The sequence below is a fragment of the Undibacterium sp. GW821-FHT11B02 genome (genome assembly GCF_058808955.1).
Genome location: NZ_JBXASD010000011.1, coordinates 114,235 through 127,982, shown reverse-complemented (window position 1 = coordinate 127,982; position 13,748 = coordinate 114,235). Strand labels below are relative to the sequence as shown.

12 protein-coding genes are annotated in these 13,748 nt (G+C 49.8%); 1 reads left to right on the top strand and 11 read right to left on the bottom strand.

Annotated features, from left to right (window positions below; genetic code table 11):
• Positions 1–144 precede the first annotated feature (144 nt).
• The 6 genes from AC1RVX_RS22415 to AC1RVX_RS22390 form a co-directional block, all read right to left on the bottom strand.
• Complete coding sequence (locus AC1RVX_RS22415) at positions 145–813, bottom strand: Asp/Glu/hydantoin racemase (protein ID WP_493218796.1); 669 nt, start codon at positions 811–813, stop codon at positions 145–147.
• Between the two features lie 15 nt (positions 814–828).
• Entirely contained in the window at positions 829–1,308 is a 480-nt protein-coding gene (locus AC1RVX_RS22410; RefSeq protein ID WP_493218795.1) for an SRPBCC family protein, read from the bottom strand.
• Positions 1,301–1,660, bottom strand: coding sequence for an ArsR/SmtB family transcription factor (locus tag AC1RVX_RS22405; RefSeq protein WP_493218794.1), 360 nt, complete (start codon positions 1,658–1,660; stop codon positions 1,301–1,303). The genes AC1RVX_RS22410 and AC1RVX_RS22405 overlap by 8 nt, the downstream gene beginning before the upstream one ends.
• Before the next feature lie 141 nt (positions 1,661–1,801).
• Entirely contained in the window at positions 1,802–3,187 is a 1,386-nt protein-coding gene (locus AC1RVX_RS22400; RefSeq protein WP_493218793.1) for a dicarboxylate/amino acid:cation symporter, read from the bottom strand.
• A 118-nt stretch (positions 3,188–3,305) separates the two neighbouring features.
• Complete coding sequence (locus AC1RVX_RS22395; RefSeq protein ID WP_493218792.1) at positions 3,306–4,499, bottom strand: acyltransferase family protein; 1,194 nt, start codon at positions 4,497–4,499, stop codon at positions 3,306–3,308.
• 19 nt (positions 4,500–4,518) lie between these two features.
• Positions 4,519–5,370 (bottom strand): helix-turn-helix domain-containing protein, encoded by an 852-nt coding sequence (locus tag AC1RVX_RS22390; protein WP_493218791.1) that lies wholly within the window; start codon positions 5,368–5,370, stop codon positions 4,519–4,521.
• 178 nt (positions 5,371–5,548) lie between these two features.
• Between AC1RVX_RS22390 and AC1RVX_RS22385 the strand changes: the two genes are divergently transcribed.
• Complete coding sequence (locus AC1RVX_RS22385) at positions 5,549–5,989, top strand: hypothetical protein (RefSeq protein ID WP_493218790.1); 441 nt, start codon at positions 5,549–5,551, stop codon at positions 5,987–5,989.
• Between the two features lie 34 nt (positions 5,990–6,023).
• On the opposite strand, the gene AC1RVX_RS22380 is transcribed toward AC1RVX_RS22385, so the two are convergent.
• The 5 genes from AC1RVX_RS22380 to AC1RVX_RS22360 all read right to left on the bottom strand — a co-directional run bounded on the left by AC1RVX_RS22380 (position 6,024) and on the right by AC1RVX_RS22360 (position 13,745).
• Positions 6,024–9,074 carry a S9 family peptidase gene (locus AC1RVX_RS22380; RefSeq protein WP_493218789.1) on the bottom strand — a complete coding sequence of 1,017 codons (3,051 nt, stop codon included), beginning with the start codon at positions 9,072–9,074 and terminating at the stop codon, positions 6,024–6,026.
• A 306-nt stretch (positions 9,075–9,380) separates the two neighbouring features.
• Positions 9,381–10,151: a hypothetical protein gene (locus tag AC1RVX_RS22375; protein ID WP_493218788.1), complete on the bottom strand. Its 771-nt coding sequence runs from the start codon at positions 10,149–10,151 to the stop codon at positions 9,381–9,383.
• A gap of 59 nt (positions 10,152–10,210) precedes the next feature.
• Complete coding sequence (locus AC1RVX_RS22370; RefSeq protein WP_493218787.1) at positions 10,211–10,789, bottom strand: 3'-5' exonuclease; 579 nt, start codon at positions 10,787–10,789, stop codon at positions 10,211–10,213.
• Between the two features lie 207 nt (positions 10,790–10,996).
• Complete coding sequence (locus tag AC1RVX_RS22365; protein ID WP_493218786.1) at positions 10,997–11,269, bottom strand: hypothetical protein; 273 nt, start codon at positions 11,267–11,269, stop codon at positions 10,997–10,999.
• Positions 11,262–13,745 carry an EAL domain-containing protein gene (locus AC1RVX_RS22360; RefSeq protein WP_493218785.1) on the bottom strand — a complete coding sequence of 828 codons (2,484 nt, stop codon included), beginning with the start codon at positions 13,743–13,745 and terminating at the stop codon, positions 11,262–11,264. The genes AC1RVX_RS22365 and AC1RVX_RS22360 overlap by 8 nt, the downstream gene beginning before the upstream one ends.
• Positions 13,746–13,748: the final 3 nt, after the last annotated feature.

Genomic DNA, 13,748 nt, shown 5'->3' with positions numbered 1-13,748 from the left:
ATGTATGGCAGCTCCGGATAGTGAGAAGGCGTTTAAAGTTTTTTAGGACTTACGCAAAACTGTCCCAGCAAGGCGCCAGCGACGAAGACAGTACTTTAGTACGGCTAGGAGCTGCAACGCAGCTGGGGCGATTTTGCGTATGTCCTATTTTTGTAAAAAACAGATTGCGCGTGCAACACCCAATCTGGGGCTGGATAAAACTTGCTTGCCTATATCAGACAAGGTCAGCGCAGCAGCTGCCATTGATGCCTGTGCCAATACAATGACACCGATATCTGCCGCCTTGTCTTGCGTCTTTGTCCTGACTGCAGTGCTGATTGCTTGCAGATACGCATCGCTATCGCCTTGCAGAAAATGTGACCATGCATCGTTGACCAGCAAATTGCTGACGGCAATTTGCTTGCCCAAGACATGCGCTGACTCCATCAGTAATTCTGTAGTCGGCATCAAGGTACTTTCCAATGCGGCCACCAACAAGATACGTGGCCCAAGCGTAGCTGCAAGGTCAGCCATGGCACGATCAATTCTGGCTGTCTGAAAGCCTGCTTGTCCGGACATGCGTTCTGCCACCCCGCCTATGGTTGAACAAGTACACGCCACCATGCGTGCGCCACTTGCGGCAGCCTCACGCATCGCGTCTTCTACATCCTTGATGAGTACCGCATTTGCAGTACCAAACTGTTGAGCAGTTGTCAGCAAGGACGGGGCTACATGATGATGTACCTTGAGTCCTGGCACCATTTCCTGCACCAGGGTTTCAAAGCTGGCTATATGTACCGGCGAGGTATGTAAAAAAGCGAGTTCATGCCGCATGTGCTCTGTTTTCCATCAATTAAGTTTTTTCATATGGCTGACCAGTTGATCGAGTGCTGTCCCCCATCCCTTATGAAACCCCATATCCATATGTTTTTGTTTGTCTTCTGCGTTTTTATGCAAAACGACCGCCTTATATTTTGTGCCAGTATCATGGGCTTCAAATGTGATGATGGCGGTCATAAAGGGATGACCAGTAGGGCGAAAACCAGGACCTAAAGCGTCGGTGAACACCAGCTTCTGGCCAGGGACGACTTCAAGATAGCAACCAACGTTGTCGTGATCAACGCCTTCAGGTGAACGCATGACCGTACGAAAGATGCCACCAGCTTTCAAATCAATTTCACAATCTACGGTTTTCCAGGGAGCAGGCGTAAACCATTCAAGCAGGTGGGCAGGTGTCGTCCAGGCCGCCCATACCAGCGAAGGAGGGACATCGACAATTCTTTCCAGCACCAGATCGAATTTGTGCTCTTCTGCAATAAGTTCAGACATCGCGATTCCCCTTCATTTTATTCAGATAATGATCAAGTTGATTGCAGCGTTTTTCCCAATCGCTACGCTGGTGGGATAGCCAAAGCTCGGCCTCTTTTAACGCCTGTGGTGTTAGTTGATACGTTCTGACCCGGCCCCTTTTTTCCGACATCACCAGGCCAGAATCTTCAAGTACCCGCAAATGCTGGGTAAATGAAGGCAGCGCCATATCGAAATCCTGCGCCAGTTCGCTCACCGCTGCCGGCCCCTGACACAGGCGTGCCAGTACCGCACGGCGTGTTGTATCGCCGAGAGCAGAAAACAGTCGGTCAAGCTGCTTGTCGAGTTGTATGTGATGAGCAATCATGCTCATCAATATAGTCCAGGTTAATACTTAGGTAAACACCTTTATATTAAAATGGGTTTATTGTGCGATTTTTTCTTCTGATCGCAAATGCTTCAGGCATTGGTCAAAGGGATATTGCAAATACTTATAGCATGGCCTGCTACAGATTCAATGTATTACAGGTTCTGCTTCAAGTGCCTCTGCCGTACGTTGCGCATTGTAAAGTTCCATATTTAACAAACCCAGACGTTTGGCCACGATGGTTGGCACCAGGGCCTGACCAGCGACATTGATTGCTGTACGCCCCATGTCAATAATAGGTTCCACCGCCAGCAACAAACCCACACCTTCGAGTGGCAAGCCAACGGTAGACAAGGTTAGCGTCAACATGACCGTAGCACCGGTGGTACCCGCAGTAGCAGTAGATCCAAGCACAGATACCAGGGCAACCAGGCCTAATTGCGTGACGTCAAGATGCAGGCCATAAAACTGCGCGATAAAAATAGCCGAGATCGCCGGATAAATTGAAGCGCAACCATCCATCTTGGTAGTCGCACCAAGGGGTACGGCAAAGGCCGCATATTCACGCGGCACACCCAAATAACGTTCGGTGACACGCTCAGTCAGCGGCATAGTGCCCATGGAGGACCGCGAAACAAATCCAAGCTGCACTGCTGGCCAGACACCACTAAAATACTGGCGCACTGACAGCCCATGTATACGTATCAGTATGGGATACACGACAAACAGCACCAGCAGCAAGCCTGCATACACTGACGCGCTGAAACTGGCGAGTGAACCCAGTGCATCCCAACCGTAACTGGCGACTGCATTCCCCAGCAAAGCCAGGGTGCCTAACGGTGCCAGGCGAATGATCCACCACAATATTTTTTGCACCACACCGCCAACTGCGTCGACCAGACGCAGCAAAGGTTCTGCACGGTCACCAACCTTGATTGCAGCAATACCCACGGCAATAGAAATCATCAGCAACTGCAAAACATTAAAACCAAGCTGTGTGCTCGCAACTGCCTTTTCCCCCACCAATTTGACTGAACTGCTGGCTGTCATCCCCAGGATATTCCCCGGCAGCAGTTGATTTAAAAATGCCCACCAGGAACCCGCGCTGGCTGGCGCGCCTGCCTTGGTCGCATCGACTACGGCACCGGCACCAGGGTTCGCCAGCAGGCCAATCGCCAAACCGATGGCAACGGCAATAAAAGCAGTAATGGCAAACCAGATCAAGGTTTGTGTCGCCAGTTGCGCCGCATTTTGCAAGCGGCGCAGATTAGCGATGCTGCTGACCACTGCAGTCAGAATCAGGGGTGGAATCATCAGTTTCAACAAGCCAACATAGGCGTTGCCCACTGCACCCAGACTGACTTGCAACCAGTTCGCTTCTGTCCCTTGCATGCCCATGTTGCGAGCCACCAGGCCAACCAGTATTCCGGCGACCAGACCGACCACGATTTGCGGACCAAAAGACTTCCACCAGCGCGCACCGTGCCCGCTGGGCATTCCAGGCATACTGACCTTGTTAGTTGAAGTTTGCATATCCATACTCCCTATCCTGCTAACGTTATATATTGATGCTTACATAATGCACTAAAGCAAGTGCCGTTAGCAAATATCAGAAAGCATTGGATCAATAAGTACGAAATATAGTTCCGATTCAGGAAGACATTTCCTGAACTGGTGTGTCCGGACTGACAGTCGTTTTTTGTGCACCACCATTTAAAAAGCGCTCCATAAAACGGTGACGCACAAGAAAATGATAGCTAAGCAGGCAAAAAAATGTCGTGAGCAGGATATTACAAATCATTCTTGCTGCAGCACCTAAGGGGCTGTGATATAACAAAATACCAAAACCCATGGTTCCCAGCATGTGTACCAGATAGACCCAGTAAGAACTGTCTGCCATGTACGTGAGCACACGATTCTGGTCTGGCAGATAGCGCAGGAATAATCCAATCAGTGCAAAGCTCCAGAGCCAACTGACGCAATTATATAAATACGCCATTGCCAACTGTATGCCAAAGCCGGTTGATTCGGCACTACCCAAATTTTTGCTCATTCCCAAAAACAGAATGAGCACAGGTAAACCGGCAATCAGGTAAAGCCAGCTCTTGCGCACAAAATTTTTCAGCAACTCTTCCTGGTAACGATAAAGAAAAACTCCAAATGTGAAAAACATCCCGCTATGTATAAACTCTGCAGGATGAGGTAAGAACGAACCCAGCGGTGTCACCATACCGTTGCGATAAGAACCACCAGCCAAGGCAAGTGGCAAGGCCAGCAAGAATATGCCCCACCAGTTCACGCCCAATATTCTCCAGCTTCTGGCAAAGCCTTCCTGCCACCCTGATGGCAAAGTGGCAGACAGGCGCAGCAGCAATGCATACACCAGGCAATACAAAAACAGGTAATAGATAAACCACAAATGCAGCAGCGATATCTGGGGACGGCCTGGAATTGGCGGAATCAGGCTAAAGTCCACACCTATCGTTCCATACGCATTCAAATGTGCATACACCGCCACCAGCAAACCCATGGCAATAAATAGCACAGGCCAGAACAATATAAAAGGCCACACCAGCTTGCGCACCCTTTGCCTTAACATAGCTTCTGTTCCGCGCCTGGCAACCAGCATGGCAACAAAAAAACCCGCCAATATGAAAAATACCGGCATGCGAAACGCATGGATAAAAATAATCAATAAATCTGCCAGTAAACTGGTCTGGCTGTCGCGCCATGGCGTAGGTGCGGGATTCACCATATAATTGACCGACACATGCACTACAATGCCCAACCACATCATGATGGCCCTGAGATTATCAAGGGAGTGCAGGCGCTGATTTGTATTCATACATTCTTGTTCTCTAGGTTTACAAACGATACATCCAGTCACTTTCCCTGTTCCTAGCATCGTTCAACAATTGTTGTGGGCTGCGCCCTGAAATATCCTTGCAATCCCGGATCAGGTGAGATTGATCTGCATAACCCTGGGCGTTTGCATGTTCAGCCCAATTCGGCGCATGTCCCTGTGCCAGACCAAGCAAGACCTGACTATGGCTACGCTTGGCACGCCATAATCTGGACATACCCAATAAAGACAAACCTGCTTCCTTTCTGGCCCGTCTTTGCACTTGGCGCTCACCAACACCAAGCAAACTACAGCTCAGGCGCAAGCTCAAGTTCTGCCCCATTTTGCGTAAGCGTGACCAGGGGTTGCTACACAGAGGGCTGGCATATTGCATCACATGACATTCTATAAGTTGACGTCGCTCTGCATCATCCCCAGCCAAGGCAACCGCTTCCAGTAAAGCGCGCCCCTGCGAATTCAAACTTGCCATGGCATCGACAAAGCGGTCTTGTACTGTCGATAAATCCAGTTCAAACAAGGCATGGAAAGCATCTGCATAAAACACTGCCATAAAACTATGCCGCTCACCGATGTTCATGGAAACCCCATACTGGCTCTGACAACCCGCCAGAAATATCTGCGGCAAACGCTGGTCACGCCCGGTTTTACCTTGCTGTACCAGACAAACCTCCCCTTCCAGCATCCAGGTAATACAGCAAAAAGGCGAGGCAGGAAAATGATTCAATTGATCCTGCCCATTCAGCCCACAGCCACGGGTATCCCGCCCCACATACATCAACACATGCTCCGCCACCTGCCCACTGGCTGGCCAGATATGCGTTTGCGCTTGGCTGTTCATCTTGGTCTTATGCATGATGTAGATGCTACCCGCTTGTTTGCAGCATGTATTGTACGTTTACGACATTTTTTAACTTTTTGGAGAACCAGTATTTTATTTGCAAGATTTCCGCTAAAAATCCATTCTGCCCGAACTGGATTATTGCAGCGGTATGTGATCAAGAAGGATGACGCTTGAGCTTACGAACAATGTCGTGGCAGGTTTGCTGTTGCTGTTGCTGTTGCTGTTGCTGTTGCTGTTGCTGTTGCTGTTGCTGTTGCTGTTGCTGTTGCTGTTGCTGTTGCCTGTGCAGTTGATTTTCAACCGCTTGGGACGTAGCAATTTGTGCTTCACAGAAAATGGACCAGAAAGCTTCGTGTTTGAGCGCAGCGAGTTTCGAAGCTTTCCCATTTTTTGTGATGCACAAATTGTGCTGAAGCGTAGCGTAAGCACCCGAAGGGCAAGTCTGCGGTCGCCTTTTCTTTGGATACTTTATTTTGGCGAAGCAAAAGAAAGTATCTCGGCCGCCGGGCCGAGACCCGGCTTGCGTCCACGAAGGCTAATCGGTTTAATTAATGAAACGGTATGCGGCGAACGCCTCTGGGCTCCAGCCTTCGCTGGAGCGACGATATTTAGTTTGCCGTTTATCGACTGAGACCGATCCCACTCTGCCCACTTCGCAGCGCTGACTATTCAGCCTTCACACCCGCAGGCTTAAATAGCCCCATCACATCCCTCTTCCCCCGCTCCAGATAAGGCACTGGCTTGTCCATCCATTCCGGACGCGGACTACCCAACAAATAATGGTCAAAGAATTCCGCCATGTGCACGGTGTAATACTTCATATTGTCACGCTCTTTCAAGCCATGTTTTTCACCGTTGAAATTAAACCAGTAAGCTTCCTTTCCCAGCTGACGCAAGGCGGTAAAGAATTCTATAGCCTGGTACCAGGGTACTGCATCGTCATCATCATTATGGATAGTCAGATAAGGAGTCTGTACTTTGTCGATATGGAATATCGGTGAATTCTCTATATATTCCGCAGTCTTGTTCCAGGGTGCGCCACCTATGCGACTTTGCTGTTTTTCATACTGGAAAGCGCGGCTCATGCCTGTGCCCCAGCGTATGCCGCCATAACCACTGATCATGTCCGCCATGGATGCGCCAGCTTCCACCGCACGGAACATATTGGTTTGCGTGATCAGATAATTGACCTGATAGGCGCCCCAGCTATGACCCTGTATGCCGACACGCTTGGGATCAACATAGCCTTGCGCCAGCACTTTTTGCACTGCCGGTATCACAGCGTTATAAGCACTCCTGCCAGGATGGCCGGTCTTGTAAACGATGTCCGGACGCAACACGATATAGCCATTGCTCAGATAACGGGTGACATTGATGTTTTGAGCTGGTGCAGGCGGTACATAGCGATGCAGATTATCCGACATGTTTTCATAGATGTAGACCATCATCGGATATTTCTTTGCCGGATCAAAATTCTCAGGCTTGGCCAGCAAGGCTTTCAGCTTTTTTCCATCCAGGCTGGTGTATTCAATCATCTCTTGCTTACCCCAGTTGTATAGTGCTTGCTGCGGATTGGCATTGCTGATTTTTTGTGGTGACTGCAAGTGCAGATTACTCGTCCACAAATCCGGGAATTCGACAAAACTCTGCTGCGTGAACAAGACCATATCGGCATTTTTTGCCTTGATCAGACCAGAGATCATTTTGTCAGCATGAATCAGTTTGACGGGCTCACCTAATTTGGGGTTTTGCTGATAATAGCCGGTAGAACGGTCACCTTCATTGGTGGCGGCAAGTATCCATGATTCTGTAGGTAGTGCCTTGGCTTCTGCAACTGGTGATGGTTCTTCTGATGGCGGTTTTTTCTCTGCATCAAGGGGAACATAACGCAATTCAAGCTGGTGCTTGCGGCCATAACCAGCAGTCAGGTTGCGACTGGCCTGTGTTTGTGGATTGACTTCCCACAGGTCGAACTGGTCATACAAGATCACACTGGCATCGTCTTCGGTCCAGCCAGCAAAGCCGTAGGCATCCTTGGCTTCTGGCGTATCGCGTTTTGCGTCCTCAAAGCGTGCCTTGATTTTGCCGCTCAAATTGGCCATGCTGCCGTCCGCAGTTGACCAACTGAACCAGGTGCTGATATTCGCATCGAAAGCCAGCACATATTTTCCACCAGGCGACAAGCTGGGAACGTAGCGCAATTTTTGCACCAGCAAGCGTGCCTGGCCGGTTTGCAAATCTACTGCGTAAGCATCGTGATACAGAGCGTCCCAGGATTGCTGCATCTGGTAAGGCACATCACTTGCACCCATCGCAAAACGTGGATTGTCGTTGACCAGCACATTGGGAATGGCTTTATTGGCGAGCTGGACAAAACGCTGCTCGCCTATATGAAACACAGCCTTGTAACTACGCTGTTTTTCTTTTTCAGCTTTGACCTTTTGCATGGATTGCAGCTCTGGGTCTTTCCAGTGCCAGAGATCAACCTTGAATGGCTCCGGCGCATCTTTAGGTTCTGCTTTTGCCAGTTCTGCTGTACCAAAGAACAGGCGCTGACCATCTTTGCTGAAACTCAGACTGCCGTGCTCGCTGGGCAGCCAGCCTGCTGGCAACCCGACTGTATCGGCGGTGACGATGGCTTTGGCTTCACTATCACCGACGTGCCAGTAATAAAGCTTGAAAGCAGTGATTTCTTTATCTGCTTTATCAAGCTTGTCAGCCTTATCAGCCTCATCTGCATCTGCAGTTTTCTTGTCCATCTTATCGGCTTCAGCGTGTTTCTTCGCCAGGTCATCACGATTGCTGACAAAAGCCAACTGGTGCCCTGCCTCATCAAAACATAAATGCTTGTAGCTGCCAGCCCCTGTCATAACGTAGCGTGCCGTGGTTTCCTGCGGACTAATCAGGTAAACACCTTCGCGGGCACCTTCTTTTTTAGCACCCTTGACATCCTTGGTCAACACATTAAAGGCCAGTAATTCGCCATTCTTGGACCAGATGAAGTCTGCCACATCCTTGTAGGAAGTGCGTTTGGTATTGGCGATGTCGATCAATAAAAATTCTGTGCCTGATACTTTTTTCTTGGCGGCTGCGGAAGTTGCATCCGGGGTTGCTTGCTGGTCGTCGTCCTTGCTCGCGCCTTCAACTTCTTTCTTAGCGTCTTTTTTGACTTCTTTCGGTGCATCCAACAAAACGGCGAGGAAGTTACCGCCTTCTTCCGGCCAGGCAAAGCGTTTTACTCTATCTATATTTTCCACTTTGCCAGTGGACAAATCCATGATGCCCAAACCGGATTTGGGAAGATCGTCACCCTTCTTTTTTTCTTTCTTTGCCTTGTCCAGTTCGACGCGCGTGGCAGTGACTGCAAAAGCCAGATAGCGACCATCAGCACTGAATGCTGGCGCAGTACCACGCGGTGCACGCCATTCACGACCATCCTTGAGATTTCTAACTACCACCTCACCATCCGACTCTTGTCCAACCAGTGCATAAGCGGCCCAGTTACCATCACGACTCAGTACATTGCCTTGTATGCTTCGCCAGTTGGCATAGACATCATGAGTAATCACTTTTTTTGCAGATACCGGCGTGTCGCCAACTACAGCTTCTGCCTGCAGAGCAGTTGCATGGACAGTCGGCGTATGTATACCAAAACTGAGCACTGTCAGCAAAGCCATTGCACAAAGCCGCCGTGCTGAAGATGGGATGGATGACATATCAGAAAATTGCAAAAGGTATGGATGTACAATATTCATTGAAAAAACCTTTCTTATTTTTTTGTTGATATTGCTTGATATCGCCGGATCTTAATTGATCAGGACTTATGCAAATTGCCCCAGTAAGGCGTCAACGACGAAGACAGTACGCGGAGCTGCAACGCAGCTGGGGCTGTTTTGCGTAAGTCCTATTGATGTTTTTTTGACGGAGAACGGCATAGGCAAACATCGCCAAAATCACCTCAATTTTTCAAATTATTTAGAAGTCATTCCTATTTACGAAATGAGCTCTAGCTTGATTTACAGTCAGGACTGCAGCTGCAAAGTCTTTGTCACGCGCATTTCGCCTTTTTCGCCAGCACCTGAACCGCTGGTGTGGGTTTCTTTTTTCATAACGATGAGGCGGTCGCCACTCAGGCCATAAACCAGGTCTTCTTCATTTTTTGTTTCGAAACTGATGACGACAAAAGCACGCCCGGAAATAGCCTGATGCATGCGGCTGGCCATGGGTGTGCCATCGGCAGCAATCCAGATATCCAGGCTACTTTCAAATTTTTTCACATACTTGCGTTCTTTTTCCGTCAGCTTGTCGACCGGGATTTCAAAGCTCAGCAGGCGTGCCGGCTTACCATTGTAGGTATCTGCTTTTTCTGTTTTGAATATGGCTTTTTCCATTGCCCGCGTCAGATTGCCCACCGCTGAGATCATGGGACGCAATTCCGAAGCATTGACTTCGCGTATCGCAGCCAGACTGGGGGTTTTGGCCTTGGGGTCTTTTTCTCGGGCACGCTCTTCCACTTCCAGCCGCGCCAGCAAATCCTTGCCAAACAAGAGCTGCAAGCCACGCTGGCTATCTTCAAGCATGATGCTGACCTGTCCGTTTTGCTCTTCCTGCTCTTTACCCTCCCCCTGGCGGCTCCAGGTTTTTGCTTCCACAAGCGCCTTAATTGGCGATTGCCCAGGCAAACGTACCAAAGCAGCCTTCAGGTCACTCAATCCATCAGCCCAGGCCGCAGTAGCGGCAACACTTAGCAGGCAAGTCGCACTCAATACCAGCAACTTCTTTTTTAGCGACATGCAATCCTCATTGATTATTCATGAATCAACCGGGTCTGACCATCGCAACACGAAATAGTTCAGCCTTGATGATCGGATAGCCATTTGCGGTAGACCAGCAATGCCACTTGCGCATCATTGGCGGCATACATGATTTGCCTGTCGCTCAGTTGTGCAGCCCAGTTGGAAGTCGAAGTTTTTTTGGATTTTTGCAAATTCATACCAAAAAATTTGGCAACCGCCGCCTTTGCCCCCATGTCGCGCTGCTTGCTTTCACGCATGACGCGGGCCAGGTCGAGTACATTGAGTGGAGTTATGGCCAGTTTGATTTTTAGCCTTTTCATATCGTCGCCCAGACCAAAACCCACTTTTAGTATCGTTTTGGATTCCAGCAAAGCGCGTACGGCATCGGTATTAATCGCTTTCACTACCGGGAACAAATAAGCCCTGGTGTCAGTGGCCAGTTGTATCAGATGGGGCCCCTCTGATTGCTGGCCCTTAAAAAAAACCGGCTTGGATTCGGTATCAAAACCCAGGATGTCGGCATCAGACATATGTGCATATGCCCGTTCAGCGTCATCTGCCGTCTGTACCAGAAACACGTCACTGGCCTGTATGCCCGGATAGGGGGGGAGGAGAATTTCCTGAGCTTCTGTCATGCAAGCATGATAAGGGAAATGCCGGTATCTGGCTGTCGCAGCGAACGACACAGGTGGAAAAATTCTGGAAATTCTTTTCTTGAAGCCCCCATGTCCGCATGGATCAATATATTTTAAACAATTTTTTGAGGGATATGTTAACTTATGACAACATAAGTATGGCCAGTAGAAACATATTGACCAGCTCCTCTTGCACAGTTCCAGATGTTAGCGGGATGGTAAAACAACAGTTTCATGCACTGGATCTGACTGATCTGCTTTCAAGGGATCAACACGTCGCCTGCGTGGCTTGCCACTGGGCAAAGGCTCGATGATCAGTGCCTGGCCATCGGGCAGAGAGATCGCCAGCTTTTCCTGCCCTTCATGCTTAAAGTGGTATACGGTAGCGACGCCAACAGCAGCCGATTTTTCCAAAGTTGCCAGCATGAGTAATTCGGGCAATTCCGTCACCTTGCCAGTGCGCCATAGTAATTTATTCATTGACATGCTCACGGAATCGGGTAGTAAAACCGGCGGCATCCATGGGGCGGCCAAAATAATAGCCCTGTACCTGGCTGCAACCCATTTTGCGCAAAAGTTCAGCCTGCTCTTTCTGTTCCACCCCTTCGGCGACCACGCTCAGCCCCAGACTTAGAGCCATGGCAATGATGGCACTGGCGATTGCAGCATCGTCCGGATTTTCGTGGATATCATTGATGAAGGATTTATCGATTTTCAACTCGTCAATTGGAAAGCGCCTAAGATAAGAGAGACTGGAGTAACCTGTACCAAAATCATCAAGCGAAATCGACAGCCCCAGGCTTTTAAGAGCGCGCAACGCCACCAGGGTGCTGCTGACATCCTGCATCACCATACTTTCGGTAAGTTCCAGCGTCACCTGTGCGGGGTCGGCACCGGTTTCAGTAAAGATGCTAGCAACCCGCTCGGACAGGTCCTCTTGCCGGAACTGCCGGGGCGACATATTGACGGCAATTTTCAAATCTGCCAGACCGGCGTTTTTCCAGCTCACCTGTTGCCGGCAGGCTTCTGCCAGGACCCATTCCCCCAATGGCAAAATCAATCCAGTTTCCTCTGCCAGCGGGATAAATTCTATGGGATGTATCAAGCCTATCTGTGGATGATGCCAGCGCACCAGTGCCTCGGCACCAACGATGCGGCCGCTTGCCAACTCTATCTTGGGCTGGTAATGCAGGGTAAGCTCATGTCGTTCCAGTGCACGGCGCAGTGCCCCCTCCATATTCAGGCGGCTGATGGCGGTCACACCCATTTCCGGTATGAATTGACGCACACTATTACGTCCGTGTTCCTTGACGCGATACATGGCGATATCGGCATAGCGCAATAGTATCTCACCATGATCACCATCTCTGGGATACAGTGAAATACCAATACTGGCCGTCACAAACACGTCGTGTCCATTGATTTCAAACGGACGTGACAAGGCTCCCAGGATTTTTTCGGCGACGATATCCACATCCCCGGTCTCAGGCAAATCGGTCAGTATGATGACAAACTCATCCCCACCCAAGCGGGCAACGGTATCGGTTTCGCGTACGCATTGAATAAGCCTTTGCGCAACCTGCTTCAGCATTTCATCACCAGCACCGTGGCCGGACGCATCGTTGATGAGTTTAAAATGATCCAGATCGAGCAGCATCAACCCCACCGACAATTCCTGACGCTTGGCCCAGGCGATGGCCTGGGTAATGCGGTCATTCAATAAATTGCGATTGGCCAGACCCGTGAGACTGTCGTGCGTAGCCTGGTATTCGAGCTCTTTCTGGTAATTGACACGCTCACTGACATCATTGATGACACTGACAAAATGCGTGGTAGCTGCGCCGCTTGCATCTTTGACTGGTGAAATGTGTAATTCATTCCAGAACTGAGTGCCATCCTTGCGGTAATTGCGTAATAAGGCGCAGCCTGCTCTTTTTTCACGCAGGGCTGAACGTATCTCTTGCAGATCAGGCTGTGCCAGATCTTCCCTGACCAGAAAACGTCCTTCGCGCCCGATGACTTCCTGTGCCGTGTAGCCGGTGATTTTCTCAAAGGCCGGGTTCACATAAACGATGGAATGATCGCTGTCATCACTGCGGGTAATCATGATGCCGTTGCTGCTCGACACCAGTGCCTGTTCACGCAAGAGCAAAGCCTGTTCGACTTCCTTCAATTGGAATTTACTGTCTGTGATGTCCTGCTTGACTGCAACCAGATGCGTAATCAGTCCATCTGCATTGCAAAGCGGGCTGACAATCTGTCTTTCCCAATAAGCTGTACCATTCTTGCGATGACTGAGTACTTCGCCCTGCCAGTGCTCCCCTACTTTCAGTGACTGGATAACCCGCATAATTTTCTCGTCTGCCGGATCACCAGAATTCCAGAAAACATGCTTGCCAAGGATTTCGTCAAGCTGATAACCGGAAATACGACAAAAACTGTCGTTGCAGTACTCCAGTTCGCCCTGGGAATTGGTAATTACAACGGCAAATATGCTCTGCTGCACAGACAATGCCAGCATTTCCACATTGTCCTGAAGATCATGATGTTCATGTGTGCTGCTAAGAGCATGGACAGCCTGTGCCAATTCCCTCACAAAGCGGCTGAGTATAGTGTGTGCTTCCCCCCCCTGCCGTAGATCAAATTCGGCACCGACACGCAATTGTGCCAACGCATAACCATAGCGCTGCAAAGGTAAAGTCAGATATTGAACCTCATTGCCAGCAGCCCTGTCATCCCGGGACCGGTAAATTTCTGACTTGTCCCCTAGGTCCAGTTCCACTTCCGCAAAGAGATAGCCAGCACGTTGCACCAGGACGCGACAAAATCCACGCAACATGTCTGGCAATTCAGATGTGTACCAAAGGCAATGGGAAAGTTCCCCCAATAACAGATACCACTCTTCGAGCCGACGCGATTCAGCATCCAAAGTACTCGTTTGGTCGACAATAGCCATCGT

What these genes read in the sequence shown, in the direction of transcription:
- AC1RVX_RS22415 (WP_493218796.1), bottom strand. Translation starts at nt 813, where the DNA reads ATGCGGCATGAACTCGCTTTTTTACATACCTCGCCGGTACATATAGCC.
- AC1RVX_RS22410 (WP_493218795.1), bottom strand. Translation starts at nt 1,308, where the DNA reads ATGTCTGAACTTATTGCAGAAGAGCACAAATTCGATCTGGTGCTGGAA.
- AC1RVX_RS22405 (WP_493218794.1), bottom strand. Translation starts at nt 1,660, where the DNA reads ATGAGCATGATTGCTCATCACATACAACTCGACAAGCAGCTTGACCGA.
- AC1RVX_RS22400 (WP_493218793.1), bottom strand. Translation starts at nt 3,187, where the DNA reads ATGCAAACTTCAACTAACAAGGTCAGTATGCCTGGAATGCCCAGCGGG.
- AC1RVX_RS22395 (WP_493218792.1), bottom strand. Translation starts at nt 4,499, where the DNA reads ATGAATACAAATCAGCGCCTGCACTCCCTTGATAATCTCAGGGCCATC.
- AC1RVX_RS22390 (WP_493218791.1), bottom strand. Translation starts at nt 5,370, where the DNA reads ATGCATAAGACCAAGATGAACAGCCAAGCGCAAACGCATATCTGGCCA.
- AC1RVX_RS22380 (WP_493218789.1), bottom strand. Translation starts at nt 9,074, where the DNA reads ATGTCATCCATCCCATCTTCAGCACGGCGGCTTTGTGCAATGGCTTTG.
- AC1RVX_RS22375 (WP_493218788.1), bottom strand. Translation starts at nt 10,151, where the DNA reads ATGTCGCTAAAAAAGAAGTTGCTGGTATTGAGTGCGACTTGCCTGCTA.
- AC1RVX_RS22370 (WP_493218787.1), bottom strand. Translation starts at nt 10,789, where the DNA reads ATGACAGAAGCTCAGGAAATTCTCCTCCCCCCCTATCCGGGCATACAG.
- AC1RVX_RS22365 (WP_493218786.1), bottom strand. Translation starts at nt 11,269, where the DNA reads ATGAATAAATTACTATGGCGCACTGGCAAGGTGACGGAATTGCCCGAA.
- AC1RVX_RS22360 (WP_493218785.1), bottom strand. Translation starts at nt 13,745, where the DNA reads ATGGCTATTGTCGACCAAACGAGTACTTTGGATGCTGAATCGCGTCGG.